The sequence below is a fragment of the Salinicola socius genome (assembly GCF_001937195.1).
GTDB classification, from domain to species: domain Bacteria; phylum Pseudomonadota; class Gammaproteobacteria; order Pseudomonadales; family Halomonadaceae; genus Salinicola; species Salinicola socius.
This window is the reverse complement of the sequence record NZ_MSDO01000012.1, coordinates 99,600-118,192: the sequence shown is the minus strand read 5'-3', so window position 1 is coordinate 118,192 and position 18,593 is coordinate 99,600. Positions and strand designations below refer to the sequence as shown.

Annotated in this window: 17 protein-coding genes and 1 other RNA gene; 8 read left to right on the top strand and 10 right to left on the bottom strand. The window is 63.7% G+C overall.

The genetic code is table 11. The annotated features are described in order from the left end of the window. Positions 1 to 93: 93 nt before the first annotated feature. Positions 94 to 663, bottom strand: a complete 570-nt coding sequence (locus tag BTW07_RS10435) for a YfaZ family outer membrane protein (RefSeq protein WP_075570111.1) — start codon at positions 661 to 663, stop codon at positions 94 to 96. A gap of 173 nt (positions 664 to 836) precedes the next feature. Then, a complete protein-coding gene (gene pyrE / locus BTW07_RS10430) occupies positions 837 to 1,541 on the bottom strand; it encodes an orotate phosphoribosyltransferase (protein WP_075570110.1) in 705 nt (234 codons plus the stop codon). Between the two features lie 160 nt (positions 1,542 to 1,701). Here pyrE and BTW07_RS10425 point away from each other — a divergent pair, with 160 nt between their 5' ends. Continuing rightward, positions 1,702 to 2,469 (top strand): exodeoxyribonuclease III, encoded by a 768-nt coding sequence (locus BTW07_RS10425; RefSeq protein ID WP_075570109.1) that lies wholly within the window; start codon positions 1,702 to 1,704, stop codon positions 2,467 to 2,469. A gap of 244 nt (positions 2,470 to 2,713) precedes the next feature. Here the strand turns inward: BTW07_RS10425 and BTW07_RS10420 are convergent, their stop codons facing one another. The 3 genes from BTW07_RS10420 to BTW07_RS10410 all read right to left on the bottom strand — a co-directional run bounded on the left by BTW07_RS10420 (position 2,714) and on the right by BTW07_RS10410 (position 4,447). Continuing rightward, a complete protein-coding gene (locus tag BTW07_RS10420; protein ID WP_075570108.1) occupies positions 2,714 to 3,439 on the bottom strand; it encodes a 16S rRNA (uracil(1498)-N(3))-methyltransferase in 726 nt (241 codons plus the stop codon). A gap of 7 nt (positions 3,440 to 3,446) precedes the next feature. Continuing rightward, on the bottom strand, positions 3,447 to 3,944 hold the full coding sequence (gene secB, locus BTW07_RS10415) for a protein-export chaperone SecB (RefSeq protein WP_075570107.1): 498 nt from the start codon (positions 3,942 to 3,944) through the stop codon (positions 3,447 to 3,449). 80 nt (positions 3,945 to 4,024) lie between these two features. Then, positions 4,025 to 4,447 carry a rhodanese-like domain-containing protein gene (locus BTW07_RS10410; protein WP_075570106.1) on the bottom strand — a complete coding sequence of 141 codons (423 nt, stop codon included), beginning with the start codon at positions 4,445 to 4,447 and terminating at the stop codon, positions 4,025 to 4,027. Between the two features lie 353 nt (positions 4,448 to 4,800). Here BTW07_RS10410 and gpmI point away from each other — a divergent pair, with 353 nt between their 5' ends. The 3 genes from gpmI to BTW07_RS10395 all read left to right on the top strand — a co-directional run bounded on the left by gpmI (position 4,801) and on the right by BTW07_RS10395 (position 9,263). Next, the gene (gpmI, locus tag BTW07_RS10405; protein WP_075570105.1) at positions 4,801 to 6,390 is read left to right on the top strand and encodes a 2,3-bisphosphoglycerate-independent phosphoglycerate mutase; all 1,590 of its coding nucleotides are present in this window, start codon (positions 4,801 to 4,803) and stop codon (positions 6,388 to 6,390) included. Positions 6,391 to 6,498: 108 nt separating this feature from the next. Then, entirely contained in the window at positions 6,499 to 7,614 is a 1,116-nt protein-coding gene (locus tag BTW07_RS10400) for a murein hydrolase activator EnvC family protein (RefSeq protein ID WP_232823815.1), read from the top strand. Between the two features lie 326 nt (positions 7,615 to 7,940). Next, the gene (locus BTW07_RS10395) at positions 7,941 to 9,263 is read left to right on the top strand and encodes a S41 family peptidase (protein ID WP_075570134.1); all 1,323 of its coding nucleotides are present in this window, start codon (positions 7,941 to 7,943) and stop codon (positions 9,261 to 9,263) included. A gap of 80 nt (positions 9,264 to 9,343) precedes the next feature. Here the strand turns inward: BTW07_RS10395 and BTW07_RS10390 are convergent, their stop codons facing one another. From BTW07_RS10390 to BTW07_RS10375, 4 genes are all read right to left on the bottom strand, one after another. Continuing rightward, on the bottom strand, positions 9,344 to 10,612 hold the full coding sequence (locus BTW07_RS10390) for a UbiH/UbiF/VisC/COQ6 family ubiquinone biosynthesis hydroxylase (RefSeq protein WP_075570103.1): 1,269 nt from the start codon (positions 10,610 to 10,612) through the stop codon (positions 9,344 to 9,346). A 118-nt stretch (positions 10,613 to 10,730) separates the two neighbouring features. Further along, a complete protein-coding gene (ubiH, locus tag BTW07_RS10385; protein ID WP_075570133.1) occupies positions 10,731 to 11,993 on the bottom strand; it encodes a 2-octaprenyl-6-methoxyphenyl hydroxylase in 1,263 nt (420 codons plus the stop codon). A 117-nt stretch (positions 11,994 to 12,110) separates the two neighbouring features. Then, entirely contained in the window at positions 12,111 to 13,448 is a 1,338-nt protein-coding gene (gene pepP, locus BTW07_RS10380; protein ID WP_075570102.1) for a Xaa-Pro aminopeptidase, read from the bottom strand. Positions 13,449 to 13,552: 104 nt separating this feature from the next. Continuing rightward, positions 13,553 to 14,179, bottom strand: coding sequence for a UPF0149 family protein (locus BTW07_RS10375; RefSeq protein WP_075570132.1), 627 nt, complete (start codon positions 14,177 to 14,179; stop codon positions 13,553 to 13,555). Between the two features lie 270 nt (positions 14,180 to 14,449). On the opposite strand from BTW07_RS10375, the gene BTW07_RS10370 reads away from it, so the two are divergent. From BTW07_RS10370 to BTW07_RS10360, 3 genes are all read left to right on the top strand, one after another. Beyond that, positions 14,450 to 14,770 carry a cell division protein ZapA gene (locus BTW07_RS10370; RefSeq protein ID WP_075570101.1) on the top strand — a complete coding sequence of 107 codons (321 nt, stop codon included), beginning with the start codon at positions 14,450 to 14,452 and terminating at the stop codon, positions 14,768 to 14,770. A 62-nt stretch (positions 14,771 to 14,832) separates the two neighbouring features. Beyond that, positions 14,833 to 15,016: non-coding RNA, 6S RNA (gene ssrS, locus BTW07_RS10365), on the top strand. 68 nt (positions 15,017 to 15,084) lie between these two features. Further along, positions 15,085 to 15,708 (top strand): 5-formyltetrahydrofolate cyclo-ligase, encoded by a 624-nt coding sequence (locus BTW07_RS10360; RefSeq protein WP_075570131.1) that lies wholly within the window; start codon positions 15,085 to 15,087, stop codon positions 15,706 to 15,708. A 482-nt stretch (positions 15,709 to 16,190) separates the two neighbouring features. Here BTW07_RS10360 and ilvA read toward each other — a convergent pair whose 3' ends face one another. Continuing rightward, positions 16,191 to 17,708: a threonine ammonia-lyase, biosynthetic gene (ilvA, locus tag BTW07_RS10355; protein ID WP_075570100.1), complete on the bottom strand. Its 1,518-nt coding sequence runs from the start codon at positions 17,706 to 17,708 to the stop codon at positions 16,191 to 16,193. A 212-nt stretch (positions 17,709 to 17,920) separates the two neighbouring features. Between ilvA and rpiA the strand changes: the two genes are divergently transcribed. Beyond that, on the top strand, positions 17,921 to 18,592 hold the full coding sequence (gene rpiA / locus BTW07_RS10350; protein ID WP_075570099.1) for a ribose-5-phosphate isomerase RpiA: 672 nt from the start codon (positions 17,921 to 17,923) through the stop codon (positions 18,590 to 18,592). The last annotated feature ends 1 nt before the right edge of the window (position 18,593 follow it).

Genomic DNA, 18,593 nt, shown 5'->3' with positions numbered 1-18,593 from the left:
CCCCAAAAGCGGCGCCGCCTCCCCTGTAAAGCTGGGAGGCGGCGCGGCTTTCAACCGCGCCTCGAACCCGGCGCGGTCGTGGTTCAGTACCGTCTAGAAACCGACGCTGACGCCGAGCACCGGTCCGCTATCCAGCGTGTGGCCGTTGTCGTTGTCGAAATCGGTACGCATGTAGCGATAGCCACCATAGACGTAGGTCTGCGAGATGATGTTGACCCGCGCCTGGGCGCCGTACTCGTAGCTCTTTTCCACATCACCGCTGGTCAGGCCTTCCGGCGTGTAGAAGCCGTAGCCGCCGATCGAGGTCAGCGGAATCGGCGTATCGACGAACGCGGAGCCGCCGAGGCCCAGACCGCCGCCATTGCCGTAATAGGTGTCCTGATACTGGTAACGACCGCCAACCGACAGGTCGATGCCCGGCAGCCAAGGCGTGAACATCAGTGAACCGGAATAGGCCTTGGCGTTGTGACCGCTGTCATCGGTGTTCAGATAGCCGACGCCGGCCCGCAAGGTGGGGAAGATGGTCTGGCTGGCTTCGACACCGAAGGATTCATCGCCGCCGTTGGCGGATACGCTCAGCGCCATCGCCTGCTGACTGGCGAATACGAAGGTCGCTGTGGCCAGGGCAAAGCCCCAGGGTTTGATCCTGCTGCGGTTGATCATGATGCGTCTCCCGAAATTGGCGCCAAATCGCGTTGGACTAACGGCGTAAGCGTGGCATAATTTCCGAGATTATGAAACGGTGTTTTTAAACCTTTTGTAACCTGCCCGTCGACCAGCGCTGCTGCGGCAAATGGTAGCGGGCGTGACAGGGTCATCACCCGCGGCATCGAAGGTCAGTGGGCGTTGCGGACACCGTAGCGATCACGATAGGCGCGGATGGCGTCAGCCTGTTGGGCGAGGGAAGCGCCGTCCTCGCCACTGCGTGGCTGGCGGGTTTCCAGGTAGGCGAGGAGCTGATCGAGGTTGACGATGCTGACAACCGGCATATGATACGTCGCCTCGACTTCCTGAATCGCGCTGTGGGGCTTCAGACCGTCGGCGTCCTGGCCACGTTCCTGCCGATCGAGAGCGATCACGACGCCCGCGGCTCGAGCACCCGCATCGTGGATGATCTGCATGACCTCGCGGATCGCCGTCCCGGCCGTAATGACGTCATCGATGATGAGGATGTTGCCGCGCAGCTCGGCACCCACGATATTGCCGCCCTCACCGTGGGTCTTGGCTTCCTTGCGGTTGAAGGCAAAGGGCATATCGCGCTGGTGATGGTCGGCAAGCGCAACCGCTGCACTCGCCGCCAGCGGTATACCCTTGTAAGCTGGGCCAAATAGTACATCGGCCTCGATGCCGCTGTCGGCAATGGCGCTGGCATAGAAACGCCCCAGACGGGCCAGGGCGTGACCTGAACGGAACAGGCCGGCATTGAAGAAATAGGGACTGACGCGGCCGGACTTGAGCGTGAATTCACCGAAGCGCAGGACGCCTTCGGCAATCGCAAATTCGATGAACTCTTGCTGATACGGCTGAATCTCGACGCTCACCCCGGGTCTCCCTAAGTCTGATGCAGGTCCTGATGCAGGCCGCAATGTACGGCCTCGTGACGCTTAACCGACCGCTGCCGTTTTGGCCAAACACAGCGGCCATTTACCTAAATCTTTCAAGCTCGGGTATCATACACGCGCGACAAAGAAGGAACACTGTATGAAAATCGCCAGCATCAATGTGAACGGGATCCGAGAGGCCGTCGAGCGGGGCTTCCTCGACTGGCTGGCCGACCAGGATGCTGACGTCGTCTGCGTGCAGAACCTGAAGGCCAAGAGCTTCGAGCTCGATGACAGCATTCTCTACCCGGAAGGCTATGAAGGTTATTTCCTGGATGCCGAGCAGGACGGATTCTCCGGCGTCGGGCTCTACTGCCGCAAGATTCCCAAGGCCATCATGTATGGTCTGGGCTTCGAGCAGTGCGACAACGAAGGTCGTTTCCTGCAGGCGGACTACGACCGCTTCAGCATCGCAACCTTCCTGATGCCGGAAGGTGACGACCCGGCGATCAAGCAGACGTTCATGACCCAGTATCTGGAGTACTTGAACAAGATGGCTCGCAAACGTCGCGAGTACATCATCTGCGGCACCTGGCACATCGCGCACAAGACCCTCGATCTCGCCAACTGGACCGACAACCAGACGACGCCGGGTTTCAAACCCGAAGAACGCGCGTGGATGGATCAGGTATTCGGCCCGACCGGCTTCATCGACACCTTCCGCGAGGTCAACCGGGATGCCAACCAGTACACCTGGTGGCCCAGGCTCGACCAGGAAGTGTCGCGCTCCCGCCAGGAAGGTTGGCGCCTCGATTATCAGATCGTCGGTCCCAACTTCCGTCGCAACGTGAAAGACGCCTGGATCGATACCGACGCGACGTTCAGCGAGTTCGCTCCGCTGATCGTCGAGTACGATCTCGAGCTGTAATCGCGACACCACGCACGCCAGCGGTCCGCGATTCGTCTACGGAACACCCCGCCAACCGGATAACGGCTGGCGGGGTGTTCTGGTTTCTGCGAGACGTTCTGGTTTCTGCGAGACGTTCTGGTTGCTGAGGCCCGTATGGTTACCGAAGCCCGTGGGGTTGCTGAAATCCGTGTGATTTCTGAAGCAAGGCTGCAAGAGAGTTCCAGTCGACATTGCCCCCGGCAGCGGCGCCCAAGCGCCGTCGCTACAGATCGCCGAAGTGATGCTGCAGTAGCGTCAGTGCCACGACGGGGGCGGTTTCAGTGCGCAGAATGCGCGGACCCAGGGTGAGCGGCTGAAAACCGGCACGCCGGGCGTTGTCGACCTCGGTGGCGCTGAGCCCGCCTTCCGGCCCGATCAGCAGTGCCGCGGATTCGACCGAATCCGCCTGCTGCCAGCTGTCGTCGGTGGCGGGATGCAGCACCAGGCGCAGCGCCTCGTCCCGTTCGCCGAGCCATTCGGACAGGGATCGCGGCGGATGGATCGTCGGTACGCGGGCGCGTCCGCACTGTTCGCAGGCGCTGACGGCCACCCCCTGCCAATGGGCCAATTTCCTGGCCTCGCGATCGCCCTTCAGGCGCACGTCACCGTGCTCGACATAGAGCGGCGTGATGGTCGCCACGCCGAGCTCCACCGACTTCTGGATCGCGTAGTCCATGCGATCGCCCTTGGAGATCGCCTGTCCCAGGTGAACGGCCAGCGGAGATTCGCCGCCGCCCGCCGTCATCGTATCGATCTGGGCGACGACGCGCTTGCGGCCCACCTCGATCAGCCGGGCCTGCGCCTCGTGGCCCTCGCCATCGAACAGGGTCAGCCGTGCGCCTTCACGAAGTCTCAGGACCAGCGCGACGTGGCGCGCCGCCCCCTCGGGCAGAACGACGTCGCCGCCAACGACAAGGCTGACGGCGACGTGAATGCGCGGATTGGCCATGGCTGGCTTACTGCGTGGTTTCGCTGGCCTGGGCGGTGCGCTGCTTCTTCTGGGCGTACATCGCCTCGAAGTTCACCGGCGCCAGCATCAGCGGAGGGAAGCTGCCGCGGCTGACCAGGTTGTCGATGCACTCGCGAGCGTAGGGGAACAGCACGTTGGGGCAGAAGGCGCCCAGCGTGTGGTCCAGCTGATCACCGGCAAGGCCGGAGATACGGAACAGCCCGGCCTGCTCGACTTCGACCAGGAACGCCGTGGCGCCGTCTTCGTTGTTCGAGACCTGCGCGGTCACCTTGACCACGACCTCGTACAGATCTTCGCTGATCGACTGGCTGGTGGTGTCGAGGTCCAGGCCGACCTTGGGCTTGAACGGTTGCTGAAACACGCTGGGCGCATTGGGCGATTCGAACGAGATGTCCTTCACGTAGATGCGCTGCAGGGAGAACTGCAGCTGCGGCTTATCCTGGGAGCCGCCCTGAGAACCCTGCTGATTGTTGTCTTCCGCCATGGTGCGTTTCCTTTATGTTCCTGAATGACTGCCGGAATGATTGATCGGCGTGACTGGCCGACGCGATGCCCGAGCCGCGATCAGCGACGCACGACCGGTAGGCCGTCGGCCTGCCACTGTGCCATGCCGCCCTTGAGCTTGTAGACGCGCGAAAAGCCGGCCTGGGTGAGTTCGGTAACCGCGGCTGCCGATGTCTGGCCCTGCTTGCAGACCACGATGACCGGCGTGTCCTTGTGCTTCTCGATCTGCGTCAGTCGCTCCTTCAGGCGCGACTGCGGAATGTTCTTGGCCCCGGCGATGTGCCCGGCCTTGAACTCGCTGCTCTCGCGGATATCGATCACCACGCCGTCTTCGCGGTTGATCAGAGACGTGGTCTCGGTGGTGGAGACGCCGGAAGCACCGCCGCGTTTGGCCTCGAACGCCAACCACGCAAGCAGCACGACCAGAAAGGCGCTGACCAGCAGCGGATGGTTTTCGACGAATTCGAACAACTGATCGATCATGGGTCTGCCGGCACTCTAATTCTGGGGCCAATGGGATCGCGAAACGCCGTCATGGCGTGCGACTCCGCCCTTGGCGCGTCTGCGTCAAACCGCGTCTTGCAATCCGGCATGGAAGCCTTCGTTGCTAGGGGCGCGAACGGCTGAAAATCCTGGCCCGCCATTATACACAAGGGCGTCGGTGAAACGAGGCAAGCGCGAGGCGGACGGCTGACCCGACTCGCCCGGTGCGCTATCCTTTGAGACCTTCGTTTCAAAACGACGAATTCTAGAGCGACAGATTCCAGCATCTCTGGTGCCGAACGATAGGTTTTCGACACGACTCATCCCGTCCATCCGATTTTTCGAGGCTTGTCATGGCAGATACTTCCCGCACTCCGCGCCCCGTCGCACTGCTGATTCTCGATGGCTACGGCCAGAACGACAACAGCGCCAACAACGCTGTCGCCGCCGCCGACACGCCGGTGATGGATCGCCTCAAGCGCGATTACCCCAATACCCTGATTCATACCGATGGCAATTACGTGGGTCTGCCAGAGGGCCAGATGGGGAATTCCGAAGTCGGTCACATGAACATCGGTGCCGGCCGGATCGTCTACCAGGATTTCACCCGTATCACCAAGGCGATTACGGATGACGAGCTGAAAACGATCGAAGCGCTGACCTTGCCAATCGACGATGCGGTCGCCAACGGCAAGGCCGTCCATCTGATGGGCCTGCTCTCACCCGGCGGCGTACACAGCCATGAAGATCACCTGCTGGCCGTGGCAGCGCTGGCCGCCGATCGCGGCGCCAAGCGAATCTATCTCCACGCGTTCACCGACGGCCGGGATACTGCTCCCAAGAGCGCCGGTGCGTCGATCGAGCGTGCCAACGCCAAACTGGCCGAGCTGGTGGGCGCCGAGAACGGCTTCGTCGCCTCGGTGGTCGGTCGCTACTTCGCGATGGACCGTGACAACCGCTGGGATCGTGTCGAGAAAGCCTACCGCGTGGTGCGCTTCGGCGAGGGCGAGCACGTCGCCGAGAGTGCCGAGGCCGGCCTGAGCGCCGCTTACGAGCGGGGCGAAACCGATGAATTCGTCGCCGCTACCGCCGTGCGGCCCAACGGCGACAAGATCGTCATGGCCGAGGGCGATGCCGCGCTGTTTCTGAACTTCCGTTCCGACCGCGCGCGCGAACTGACCCGCGCTTTCGTCAATCCGGCATTCGACGGTTTCGATCGCGGCGAGCGCATCAAGCTGGCCGGCAACGGTCTGGTGATGTTGACCCAGTACGCGGACGACATCGATACGCCCGCCGCCTTCCCGCCCCGGGATCTGGTCAACACCTTGGGCGAAGTGGCAGAAAGCCATGGGCTGACTCAACTGCGCATTGCCGAAACGGAAAAGTACGCCCACGTCACCTTCTTCTTCTCCGGCGGACGCGAGGCCAAGTTCAAGGGTGAGGATCGGGCCTTGATCCAGTCACCGAAGGACGTCAAGACCTACGACGAGAAGCCGGAGATGAGCGCCTTCGAACTGACCGACACGCTGGTCAAGGCGATCGAGGACGACAAGTACGACCTGATCATCTGCAACTACGCCAACGGCGACATGGTTGGCCATACCGGCGACCTGGGCGCCGCCACCAAGGCGATCGAGGCCGTCGATACCTGTCTGGGACGCGTGGTCGAGGCGATCGAGAAAGTCGGTGGCGAATGTCTGGTCACGGCGGATCACGGCAACGCTGAAATGATGGTCGACCCCGAAACCGGCAATCCGCATACCTCTCATACCACCTTCATGGTGCCGCTGGTCTACGTTTGTCAAAGTCAGGGCAGCCGCGACAAGCCCGTCAGGCTCAAGCCGGACGGTCGGCTGTGCGATCTGGCACCGACACTGCTGCATATGCTGCGACAACCCGCTCCCGAGGAGATGACCGGTAACGTGCTGATCGACGATGCATGATGTCCGCTCGCCTGTCGCTGCCCAGCACGATGGAGCGTGCCCGACGTGATGCATAGGCAAGGCAGGCGACGCCCGCGGTGCCGGCTAGGCAGTGGTGGATACTCTCTCTTGCTGGCCGGCAGCCTGGTGCTGGCTGGCCCGGCCCTGGGTCAGGCCAACCCCCAGGAGGCGCGTGCCAGACTGGACAGCCTGGCGACCGACATTCAGGCGCTGCAGGGCAAGCTGGGCAATACCCAGGCGGCCCGCGGCGACGCCCAGGAGGCCTTGGAGCAGGTCGAGACCGCCATCGGCCAGACTCACAAGCGCCTGGATTCGCTGCAGGCCGAGCGCGGTCGGTTGGATGGCGAAGTCGACAAGCTCCAGCAGCAGCGCCAGACCCTGGCTGCCGAGCGCGAACGACAACGCGAGGCACTGGCACGGCAATTCGACGCGCTCTATCGTCTCGGCACCACGCCCCAGCTGAAGTTGCTGCTCAACCAGGACGACCCGGCCGAGGTCGATCGGCTGCAGCATTATCTCAACGCGCTGTCGTCGGCGCGTCGGGAACGGCTCGAGGCGCTGCGTGCGCTCAACCGAGAGCTGGATGACAATCTGGCGGCGATCGATCAGCGCCGCTCGCGACTGGATGAGGTGCAAGCCGACCTCGAGCAGCAGCGTCAGAAACTGGCCGCGAGCCTGAAGGACCGGCAGGCGCTGGTGGCCAAGCTCGACGGTCGCTATGACAGCGAACAGGCCCGTCTCGAGGATCTCAACCAGGATCGAGCGCACGTCGAACGCCTGCTGAGCCGCATGCAGAAAGAGCTCGCCAACCTCAAGAAGCCGCCACCCTCGACCGCCATCAGCAAGACGCGGGGCGATCTGCCGTGGCCGGTTCAGGGATCGATGCTGTCGAGCTATGGCAGCGGCGACGGGGTCAATCGCAACGGGATCCTGATCGGTGCACCGGCAGGAACCGCGATCAAGGCGGTGCACGCGGGCCGGGTGGTCTTTGCCAACTGGATGCGCGGCTTCGGCAACCTGCTGATTCTCGATCACGGCGACGGCATCCTCACCCTCTATGCCCATCTGCAGCAGATCGATGTCGATCCCGGACAGCAGGTCGCCAACGGCCAGACGGTGGGCGCCGTCGGCAATACCGGTGGCCAGTCGCGTCCGGCGCTCTATTTCGAGGTGCGCCAGAACGGCAATCCGATCAATCCCGGCAACTGGATTGGCAAACGCTGATCGGCAAGCTGGATCATCGCCCCGTCGAACCGCTATGCTGGGTTATCAAACGCCGTTCCTTCACGGGGGCGGCTCAGTGCCGTCAGATGTCTTCTCACCATTTTCTTCGTTGCTACCGTGCCGGGATCAGCGGATCAAGCTCAACGGCACCCACCAATCTACCCAGCTCGAGTCGCGGAGACTGCATGAATTCAAGCCGCCTGAACCAACGGCCTTTCGTCACAGGTCTCCTCGCCAAAGGGGCAACTGCCAGACGACTTCGCACACCGGTGGCCGAGCTCGCTCGCCCGAGCGTCGGCGCGCTGCTATTCGCGCTGGCACTGGCCATGGGGCTGGCTCCTACCGCCGAAGCACAAAGCCACAACGCTGGCAGCACGCCCAGTCAGGCCGAGCAGGATGCCGCCAACGGCTTGCCGGTCGAGGATGTCCAGACCTTCGCCGAAGTCTTCGAGCGGATCAAACGCACCTATGTGGAACAGGTCGACGACAAGACGCTGCTGCGCAACGCCATGCGCGGCATGCTCAGTCAGCTCGATCCTCACTCCGAATACCTCGATGCCGATGCCTTCCAGAATCTGCGGGAAAGCACCGAGGGGGAGTTCAGCGGCGTCGGCATCGAAGTCGGCCTGCGTGACGACCAGCTCACCGTGATCGCACCGATCGACGATACGCCTGCCGCTCGCGCCGGCGTCCAGCCGGGCGACCGCATCGTCGCCATCGACGGCACCCCGACCAACGATCTGAGCCTGCAGGAAGCCGTGGACCTGATGCGTGGCGAAGCCGGCACCGATATCGAACTGCTGCTGCTGAGAGACGGCGAACAGGAGCCTCGCAAGGTGACGCTGACCCGCGAGTCGATCCAGTCCGAGAGCGTGTCCAGCCGCCTGCTGGAGCCAGGCTACGGCTATCTGCGGATCAGCCAGTTCCAGAGTCGGACCGGCGAGCAGACCCGGGACGCGCTGGATTCATTGACGACATCGGGCCCGCTGCAGGGCCTGGTGCTGGATCTGCGCAACAACCCCGGCGGCGTTCTTTCCAGCGCCGTCGACGTGGCCGATCAGTTTCTCTCCAGCGGTCTGGTGGTCTACACCAAGGGCCGGCTGACCGACGACGACATGCGCTTCACCGCCCATGCCAGGACGACGGCCCCCGATGTGCCGCTGGTGGTGTTGATCAATGGTGGTAGCGCATCCGCCGCCGAGATCGTCGCCGGCGCACTGCAGGATCAGGGCCGCGCCGTGCTGATGGGCACGCGGAGCTTCGGCAAGGGTTCGGTGCAGCAGGTCATGCCGCTCGGCAACGGGGATGGCCTCAAGCTCACCACCGCGCGTTATTACACGCCCAGTGGGCGCTCGATCCAGGCCGAAGGCATCGCGCCCGATGTCCGCGTGGTTCGTGGACGCCTGGAAGTCGAGGACAACAGCGGCTTCCAGCTGCGAGAATCCAACCTTCGCGGCCATCTGCTGAACGGCGATCCCGACCAGGCGACGGACAGCATCGACACCCCGATCGCTGCCGACGACTATCAGCTGGGTGAAGCGTTGAACCTGCTCAAGGCACTCAACGTGGTGCAGCGGCCTCGGGCGGGGCAAGGCGCTGATACTGGCAAGCGCACTCAGACTGAAAAGAGTACCGATTCCGCTCCCTGATGATGTTCTCGTAACGGGAAAGGCGAAACGGCTGCCCAATGGGCAGCCGTTTTGACGAGACAGTGATGGCCGGCTCCGAGCTACCGACATCGCTCGGGCAGATCGCCGTATTCTCCCAGCGCCTGACGAATCAGCAGCCGCTTGATCGGCATCAGCCGATCGACGCCACTAAGGCCCCAGTTGCGGGCGAGCCGCAGCGCCGGCTGACGACTGCCGAACAGCCGCTGGAATCCCTGCATGGCGGCGAGCATGGCCGCATTTTCGCCGCGCCGGCGACGCTCGTAGCGAACCAGGATACGTCGGTCTCCCGGCGGGGCGCCCCGCTGTCGGGCGCGAATCCACTCCTCGGCGAGGACGGCGGCGTCCATCAACCCGAGATTGACGCCCTGACCCGCCAGCGGGTGCAGGCTGTGAGCCGCATCGCCGATCAGCGCCAGGCCCTCGTCGACATAACGCTGGGCATGGCGTTGGGTAATCGGGAAATGCGGTGCGGCGTCGATCACTTCGACGTCGCCCAGCCGTCCGCCCAACCCTCGCGCCAGCTCGATTCCCAACTGCGCCCGACCCTCGTCGCTATCGCCCAGCGCCGTCAGCCGCCGGGCCTCGCCGGGCGTGGTCGACCAGACGATCGAGCAGTGGTCGTCCCGGCCATCGATAGTCAGCGGCAGGAACGCCAGCGGGCCGGTGGCAAGAAACGCCTGACGAGCGACGCCACCATGACCGACATCGGTGCGCACGGTGGTCACCACGGCTGCCTGACCGGTGTCGCGTTCACTGACCGGAATACCGGCCATCGTGCGCAGCGGAGAATTGGCGCCATCGGCGCCGACGATCAGCGGTGCCCGTCGCTGCTCGCCATTGTCCAGCGTGATCACGGCATGGCCGGCGTTGCGAGCGCCTTCGCGGTCAACATCGTTGTCGCGCGTATAGCCGGTCAGTGTGGCTTCCCGCAGCCATTCCACGTTGGGCAACGACTCGAGACGTCGCGCCAGCGCCGCCAGCAGCAGCTCGTTCTCGACGATATGCCCCAGCGCATCGACTCCCACCTCGTCGGCGTCGAACCCGATCTCGCCGCTACCCTCGGCGTCCCAGACCTGCATGCCGTGGTAGGCCGACACGCGGCGCGAAGCGAGCCAGGGCCAGACGTCCAGCGCCATCAGCAGACGCTGCGAGGTCGCGGTCAAGGCACTGACACGCAGCGCCGGTTTCCCCTGGCCCACGGTTTCATTGCCTTCCGGCGCCGGCGAGGCATCGATGATCGTCACTCGCCAGTTGGCTTCACCCAGCAGCAAGGCCAGGGTCGAGCCGACCACCCCGCCGCCCACGATGAGTACATCGCTGTCATCCATAACGCGTCTCCTCTCTGATTCGGCCCGTGAACGCGCGTATCGCGCGGCCCAGCGTTCTTTGCAACGTCGGCGAGAAGGTCAGATCGAGGCCAGACTGGGCGTTCATCCAGGCCAGGATCTAACGTTCGATCCCCATGGCGCGCCTCGCCAACGTTCGCCGCAATGGTCCCACCGCATTGAGCCCGATCAAGCCGGCGGCGCGGGCATGCCCCAGGCCCGCATGATCGATGCCGAACAGCCGGATCAGACCATCGCTGAAGCGTACGATCTGGTGCGTATCGGCCGCCCGCCGCGCCTCGAAGCTTGCCAGGGTCCGTGGATCACCGGCCGTGCGCCCGTTCGCCCGGGCCTCTTCGATGGCAGCTGCCAGATCCATGACACCTCGCAGTGCCAGATTGAAGCCCTGGCCGGCGACCGGGTGCAGCGCGTGGGCCGCATTGCCCAGTATGGCCAGATGCGGGCGGATCGTCTCCCGCGCCGTGACCAGCGACAGCGGATAGGTGTGCCGCTGCCCCACCCGTCGGAAGCGGCCGGCGCGATCACCGAACGCTTGCTGCAAGCGCTCGAGAAACGCGCCGTCGGAAAGCGCCAGGGTGCTGTCGACCGCGCCCTGCTGGTGGGTCCAGACCAGCTCCATCCGGCGCCCGGCAAGTGGCAGCAAGGCCATCGGACCCTCTCGGGTGAAGCGCTCGAACGCCCAGCCGGCATGCGCCTGGCTGACCTCGACGTTGGCGATCAGCGCGGTCTGCTCGTAGGGATGATGGTCGCTCTCGATCCCCAGGCGCTCCTTGAAACCGGCCCGGCCACCGTCGGCCAGCACGGTCAGGCCCGCGTGAATGACCTCGCCGCTATCGAGCGTGAGGCGGTAGCCGCCGCTCTCGGCTTCCAGCGACTCGACGCGCGCCGGGCAGCGCCAGTCGATCGGCAGTGAGCCGAGCCGCGCATGCAGCGTTCGCCCCATCCAGGCGTTGGGAATGACGTAACCCAGCGCCTCGACACCAAGCTCCTCGGCATGCAGCCGTGTCGCGCCCAGGCGGCCACGCTCGCTGACGTGGATGTGTCGAATCGGCGCCGCTTCCGTTGCCATCGCCGGCCACACGCCCAACCGTGCGAAGTGGCGGCGCGAGCCATAAGCAATCGCGCTGGCCCGGGCGTCGAAACTGGGCTGGTAAGTGCTCGCGTCGTCCACGCTGGGTAGCGAATTGGGCTCGATGATCGCGACGCGCAGCGGCGCGCGCGGCTCAGCGTCAGATTCTCGCCCATCCACCCGTGCTCGCTCGGTCTCTATCAGGCCGCCTAGCGCACAGGCGAGGCTGGCACCCACCAGGCCACCGCCGATGATCGCCACGTCGACCGTGGTTGCTTGCTGTGTCTGAGACATCCGCATCCGCCATTGCGTTACGATTGAAAATTCAGAATCCAGCCATCACGCGACCTACATATCGGTTACACCGATTACGTAATATTTTGACCCGATTCAGAAGCGATCAAAAAATGATCAATTTTGGCCCTGCATCAACGCTTCGATCTCGGCGGTTGCTTTAGGCACCTGCGAGGTCAACACCTCCCCGCCAGAGTCGGTCACGACCACGTCATCCTCGATACGAATGCCAATGCCCCGATAAGCCACGGGAATGTCTTCAGCGTCGGGAATGTACAGGCCGGGTTCCACCGTCAACACCATGCCCGGCTCCAGCGGCCGTGGCTCACCGTCGACCCGATAGCTGCCGACGTCGTGAACGTCCAGACCGAGCCAGTGCGAGGTCGAATGCAGATAGAATCGTCGGAAATGCTGGGACTCGATGTTCTTTTCCAGCTCACCTTCCAGCAGGCCGAGTTCGATCAGGCCGGCCGTAAGATCCCGCACCACACCCTGATGGATGGCTTCCAGCGTGACGCCGGGCTTGACCGCCGCCACGGCGCGTTCTTCTGCTGCCAGTACAATGTCGTAGAGCGCGCGCTGGGCATCGCTGAAGCGGCCGTTGACCGGGAAGGTGCGGGTGATGTCGCCGGCGTAGAGATCGAACTCGCCGCCAGCGTCGATCAGCACCAGGTCGCCGTCTGCCAGTGGCGCCGCATTCTCGACGTAATGCAGCACGCAGGCGTTGGTTCCGCCACCGACGATGGTGCCGTAGGCGGGCGCCCGGGCGCCGTGCCAGACGAATTCGTGCTCGATTTCCGCCTGCAGCTGATATTCGAAGCGCCCCGGGCGGCTGGCATGCATGGCCCGCCGGTGTGCCAGCGCGCTGATGTGCGCTGCGTGGCGCATCAACGCCAGTTCGGCCTCGCTCTTGGTCAGACGAAGCTCGTGAATCAAGGCGCTGACATCGGCAAACCGGGTGGGAGCGACCGCGCCCCGCCGCGCTCGCGCACTCAGCTGGGCACGCACGCGCTCGGCAATCCCCATGGCGGTGGTGTCGGCCAGCGGCAGATAGAGGGCCTGCCGACCGTCAAGCAGTTCGGTCAGGTTGTGCCGCTGGGTGTTGTCGAACGCCTCGTCCATGCCGTAATCGCTCACGGCGCCTTCGGGACCGATGCGAATACCGGTCCAGGCCTCTTTCTCCGGATCTTTCTCCTGGCAGTAGAGAATGGCTTCTCCGGCGTCGCGGCCGGGCAGTAACAACAGCAGGGCGTCGGGTTCGGGAAATCCACAGAGATAGTGAAAATCGCTGTTCTGGCGAAAGGCGTATTCGCTGTCGTGATTGCGCGTCTTGAGCGCGGCTCCCGGCAGCAGCACGGCGCTGCCTTCCGGCAATTCGGCCATCAGACGCTCGCGGCGGGCGGCAAACTCTTCCGCCGAGATGGGGGCTGGGCGCGGTAACGGCTCGGGTAACATGCCTCTCTCCTTGAGCGAGGCGCCTCGAGAGTCGAGAGAGACGCCTGGGATATTGGCGATTCGCGTCGCGTCCGGTGGCTTTCGGCCCCGAGACGCGAGCGGCTTCAATGCAGCGACGACGGCTTTTCAGCGTCATTGGCGGCGGGATCACCGCTCTCGGCCTGTTCGCCCTCGGGCTGTTCTACCTGGGGCTGGCCGGGATGTTGCTCGGTGTAGAGCAGCATCGCCGCCATGCGGGCGTGCTCGGTCAACGCGAACAGGTCATTTTCGTTCTCGGGGTCGTCGGTGATCTCGACATCGATCGCCGACAGCTGGCCCAGATCCTCCAGCGCCTCTTTCAGGGGCGACGACCAGTTCTCGTAGGTTTCGCCGTCCACTTCGTTGACGATCTCGAGAAAACCGTGGGTCCACTCCTTCAGGCCCTGGGCCCGCTCGGAGAGCGAGAACAGCTCGTCCGGCAACAGCGGCTCGAAGTTGAGCTCGGCAGCTGACAAGGCGTCCAGCGTCTGGCGACGCCAGCCCAGCAGCACGTCGGCATCGTCACGGCTTTCCGGCTGTTCGACGTTGAGCGCCAGGCAGACTTCCTCCAGCCAGCCCTCGGCGCTTACGTCATGCAGGCCCAGCTCGGCACACAGACGACCGTCGAGAAACGCCGGTGACTGCAGACTGCCATGCACCAGGAAGACGTTGGCAACGGTGGAAAAATCGAGCTGGTCGTTGATGATCGACATGTCGGCATCCATGATTGGGTGATCGCGAGCGATTGCGGACGAGCAGCGCGGCAGCCAAGGCTGCGCATCGCGTTGACCGCCCATAATCGGCTCTCTATAGTGACGGATCAATCGCGGCGGCGAGCGGCCCGGGCGTTGTCAGGTTGCCCAGCCTGGTCGATCACCGACCGCAGGCAGAGTGTCGAATCCAGGCGATGGCCGCTCGGCTCACGACGCGAATGCCTGCCATCTTACCGCATCGATCTTCACCGCCCACCCCGGAGCGACACCATGAGCGACACGTCTCGCCCGACGACCGAAGTCACCCTGCTGGGCAAACCCTACGTGATCGCCTGTCCACCCGAAGAGCAGGAGCAGTTGAAGCGCTCCGCCCGCTACCTGGACCGGGCCATGCACGGCATCCATTCCCGCGGCAAGGTGCTGGGTGCCGACAAGATCGCGATCATGGCTGCCCTCAATATCACCCATGAGCTGCTGACCGCGCTGGACTCCCATCGCGCCGGCGAACAGAGCCTGAACGACTTGAGCGAAAGACTCGAGCGCGCGCTGGCCCGGGTCGGCGAACCCGGCCAGAACACGCCTTCTTCCTGATTCCTTCAACGCATATCTCAATCCGTCATTGGGCATGCAGGGCCGCTCTGCTACGATGGTGGTGTTTCCTGGAGTGTGCGCCAGTCATTAAAGTCCCTCGAGCCTATGCGCAGTACCCAGGGGGCCAAATGCTAGGCAGGCCCGTGTGCATGTCCGCGCGACGGAAAGCCTGAAGGCCTGCCTGCGGCCACCCACCTTGAACCAGTAGGTTCAGGGCCAGAATGACAGCGGCACTCTGGGGAACTCTCTTGTCTTTCAACGAGACCACCGCAACGATCACCACCGAATCTGCCCAGGCCGCGACGGCATCGTCAATCGCCGTATCCGGCGTCGATGGCAGCTTCGATAGACGCGAACTTCGGCGAGAATTGCGCCGACGTCGACGCGCACTGACCCCGCATCAACGACGCCTGGCCTCCCGGGAACTCTGTCGCCGCCTCACGCGGTTGCCTGAACTTCAACGTGCCCGACGCGTGGCGCTCTATCTGCCGAATGATGGCGAGATCGATCCCCGACCGCTGATCGACTGGCTGACGGCGCGTCGTGCCCAGGTCTATCTGCCGGTATTGCGGCCTCTTTCCGAGAACCGGCTGTGGTTCGTGCGCTATCACGCCGGCACCCGAATGACGCACAACCGTTTCGGCATTGCCGAGCCGGACACCCGATTCGGCGCCCGACGAGCCAACCGGCTGCCGGCCTGGGCGCTGGATACCGTGCTGATGCCACTGGTAGGGTTCGACGATGACGGTCAGCGGATCGGCATGGGTGGCGGTTTCTACGACCGGACCTTTGCCTTCGCCCGGCGCCGTCGCCCCAGGCCGGCACTGATCGGGCTTGCCCACGACTGCCAGCGCGTCGAGGCGCTGCCCGTGGCCAGCTGGGACGTGCCGCTGGATGCGATCGTCAGCGACCGGCGAGTCATCCAGCCACGACGCTAATGACCGCTGACGCCATAACGCCAGCCCGCGCCGGAAATGGAGTCCGAAACGACGACGGCCGGCAGCGTTTCCGCTACCGGCCGTCGTCAGCCACACCCCATTGGCTTTTCACTCTCTTCGCCACTCCCTGATCTCACGTCTGTCACCAGCCGGTGGATGCGGAGTGTTCGCGGGCCTCAGGCGCCCAGCAATGTCTGCGCGTAGCCCGTGGCCACCACGCCGACACCAAAGATCAATACCAATGCCATTACCAAGTCGGGCTTGCGTTTCATGTCGACTCCGCTGCGTTGGGTTCGGCCGCTGCCCCCCGCAGCGACGCGCACGACTATAGGGTCAGGCCAAAAACTTGACAAGAGCGTTTCCGGCCCAGATGACACCTTTTTCGTTACCCGATAGTATCGGCATTTACACAAAAAGATTTAAGTCGGTTTCAGACACTTTTACAGCCTATTTCACACTTTTGTAACCGCTATCGTACGCTGCTAGGCCATGAACAGCCGATACGCCATATTGTCGGTCTCCTTCCAATAACGGTAGCCGATGCGATCGAAATGCTCCTCGGCATGGGCGCGATCGCCATTGGGCATCTGCAGCCCGACCAGCACGCGCCCGTAGGCAGCGCCATGGTTGCGATAGTGGAACAGCGAGATGTTCCAGTCCGCCGGCAGGTGGGTGAGGAAGTTCATCAGCGCACCGGGCCGCTCGGGGAACTCGAAACGATAGACCTCTTCCTCGAAACGCTCCCGCGGTCGTCCACCGCCCAGGTGGCGAATGTGCAGCTTGGCCAGTTCGTTATCGGTGAGATCCTCGACCGGATAGTCCGCGTCGCGTAGCCGGCGAATGACCTCTTCGCGATCTTCGCCGCCCGGCTTGACCTGTACACCGACGAAGATATGCGCGCCGTCAGGGTCGGCGTAGCGGTAGTTGAACTCGGTCACCATTCGCCGCCCGATCACCCGGCAGAACTGCTTGAAGCTGCCCGGCCGTTCGGGAATCTGCACCGCCAGAATCGCTTCGCGCTGTTCGCCCAGCTCGGTGCGTTCGGCAATATGCTGCAGGCGGTCGAAATTGATATTGGCGCCGGAGTTGATGCACATCAGCGTCTGATCATGCGCCCCGGTCTGCTGGATATACTTCTTCAGCCCCGCCAGCGACAGCGCGCCGGACGTCTCCGCCATCGCCCGCGTGTCGTCGAAGGTATCCTTGACCGCGGCGCACATTTCATCGGTATTGACGGTGATGACACCGTCGACGTGATGGCGCAGGATCTCGAACGGCGCTTCGCCAACCTGAGCGACCGCGACCCCTTCCGCAAACACGCCGACCTGATCCAGCGTCACCCGTTCGCCCGCCTCCAGCGCCGCCTTGAGACACGCGGAGTCTTCGGCCTCGACGCCGAACACCTTGATCTCCGGGCGCAGATACTTGACGTAAGCAGCGATACCCGCCAGCAGGCCGCCGCCACCCACCGGCACGAAGATCGCATCGAGCGGACCGGTGTGCTGACGGAGGATTTCCATGGCCACGGTGCCTTGACCGGCGATCACGTCAAAATCGTCATAGGGCGGAATGTAGGTGTAACCGTGCTCGGCGATCAGCTCCCGGGCGTGGCTCAAGGCCTCACCGAAGGCATCGCCTTTCAATACGACCTTGGCACCCCAGCCACGCACCGCAGATACCTTGATATCCGGTGTGACCCGCGGCATCACGATCACCGCCTTGACCCCCATCTGCTTGGCCGCCATCGCCAGACCCTGGGCATGGTTGCCGGCGGAGGCCGCAATCACGCCGTTGGCCTTCTGTTCCTCGCTCAGCTGCGCCATCTTGTTGTAGGCGCCGCGAATCTTGAACGAGAAGACCGGCTGCAGGTCTTCGCGCTTGATCAGGATGCGATTGGAGAAACGACGGGAAAGCGCGGGCAGCGGGGAGATCGGCGTCTCCCGGGCCGCCTCGTAGACGCGGGCCTGGAGGATCTTCTTGACGATGTCTTCGAGTTGCATTCGGGTATGTCCTGGCGAACAGCTGGGGCGCAGCGCTCCCGCCTCGGAATCGGCGGGCACGAGAACGGTGTGTAATAATTGTGGACCCGTATTGTTAGCAGACCCCGACCCCGAGCGTCCAGCGCCATCGGCAGCGCGCCTCGCTTACTCTATACTGGCCGCACCTCGTGAAAATCCACATCTGTCTCCTCTTTCAGCCTGCCGGAACCGACATGACCCAGGACGATCTCAAACGCGCCGTCTCCGCCGCAGCCCTCGATGACATCGACAATCTACTGACACCGGACGCGGTGATCGGCGTGGGCACAGGTTCCACGGCCAATCATTTCATCGACCTGCTGGCCGCTCGCCGACACGATTTCCGCGGTGCGGTGGCCAGTTCCGATGCGACCGAAGCGCGGTTGAAATCCCATGGTATCGATGTGCTAGAGCTCAATCATGTCGGCACGGTACCGGTCTATGTCGATGGCGCCGATGAAATCGATGCCAGACTGCGCATGATCAAGGGCGGTGGCGCGGCGCTGACGCGCGAAAAGATCGTGGCGGCCTGCGCCGAGCGCTTCATCTGCATCGCCGATGCCAGCAAGCGTGTCGAGATACTGGGCGGATTCCCGCTGCCGATCGAGGTGATTCCGATGGCGCGTTCCTACGTCGCCCGCGAAATGGTCAAACTCGGCATCACCCCGGTTTATCGGGATGGCGTGCTGACCGACAACGGCAACCGTATCCTCGATGGCTACGACAGGCTGTTCGACGATCCGGAAGCGATGGAAGCCGCGCTGGACGCCATCGTCGGCGTGGTCACCAACGGGCTTTTCGCCCGCCGCCCCGCCGACGTGCTGCTGCTGGGTACCGGCGGTGGCGTGGAGCGCATGACCCGCTGAC

Bases quoted from the DNA above. Each gene is read 5' to 3' on its own strand.
- BTW07_RS10420 (WP_075570108.1), bottom strand. From the start codon at position 3,439: ATGGCCAATCCGCGCATTCACGTCGCCGTCAGCCTTGTCGTTGGCGGC.
- BTW07_RS10435 (WP_075570111.1), bottom strand. From the start codon at position 663: ATGATCAACCGCAGCAGGATCAAACCCTGGGGCTTTGCCCTGGCCACA.
- secB (WP_075570107.1), bottom strand. From the start codon at position 3,944: ATGGCGGAAGACAACAATCAGCAGGGTTCTCAGGGCGGCTCCCAGGAT.
- BTW07_RS10375 (WP_075570132.1), bottom strand. From the start codon at position 14,179: ATGTCGATCATCAACGACCAGCTCGATTTTTCCACCGTTGCCAACGTC.
- ilvA (WP_075570100.1), bottom strand. From the start codon at position 17,708: ATGCAACTCGAAGACATCGTCAAGAAGATCCTCCAGGCCCGCGTCTAC.
- BTW07_RS10390 (WP_075570103.1), bottom strand. From the start codon at position 10,612: ATGGATGACAGCGATGTACTCATCGTGGGCGGCGGGGTGGTCGGCTCG.
- rpiA (WP_075570099.1), top strand. From the start codon at position 17,921: ATGACCCAGGACGATCTCAAACGCGCCGTCTCCGCCGCAGCCCTCGAT.
- ubiH (WP_075570133.1), bottom strand. From the start codon at position 11,993: ATGTCTCAGACACAGCAAGCAACCACGGTCGACGTGGCGATCATCGGC.
- BTW07_RS10425 (WP_075570109.1), top strand. From the start codon at position 1,702: ATGAAAATCGCCAGCATCAATGTGAACGGGATCCGAGAGGCCGTCGAG.
- pepP (WP_075570102.1), bottom strand. From the start codon at position 13,448: ATGTTACCCGAGCCGTTACCGCGCCCAGCCCCCATCTCGGCGGAAGAG.
- BTW07_RS10370 (WP_075570101.1), top strand. From the start codon at position 14,450: ATGAGCGACACGTCTCGCCCGACGACCGAAGTCACCCTGCTGGGCAAA.
- BTW07_RS10395 (WP_075570134.1), top strand. From the start codon at position 7,941: ATGGGGCTGGCTCCTACCGCCGAAGCACAAAGCCACAACGCTGGCAGC.
- gpmI (WP_075570105.1), top strand. From the start codon at position 4,801: ATGGCAGATACTTCCCGCACTCCGCGCCCCGTCGCACTGCTGATTCTC.
- BTW07_RS10410 (WP_075570106.1), bottom strand. From the start codon at position 4,447: ATGATCGATCAGTTGTTCGAATTCGTCGAAAACCATCCGCTGCTGGTC.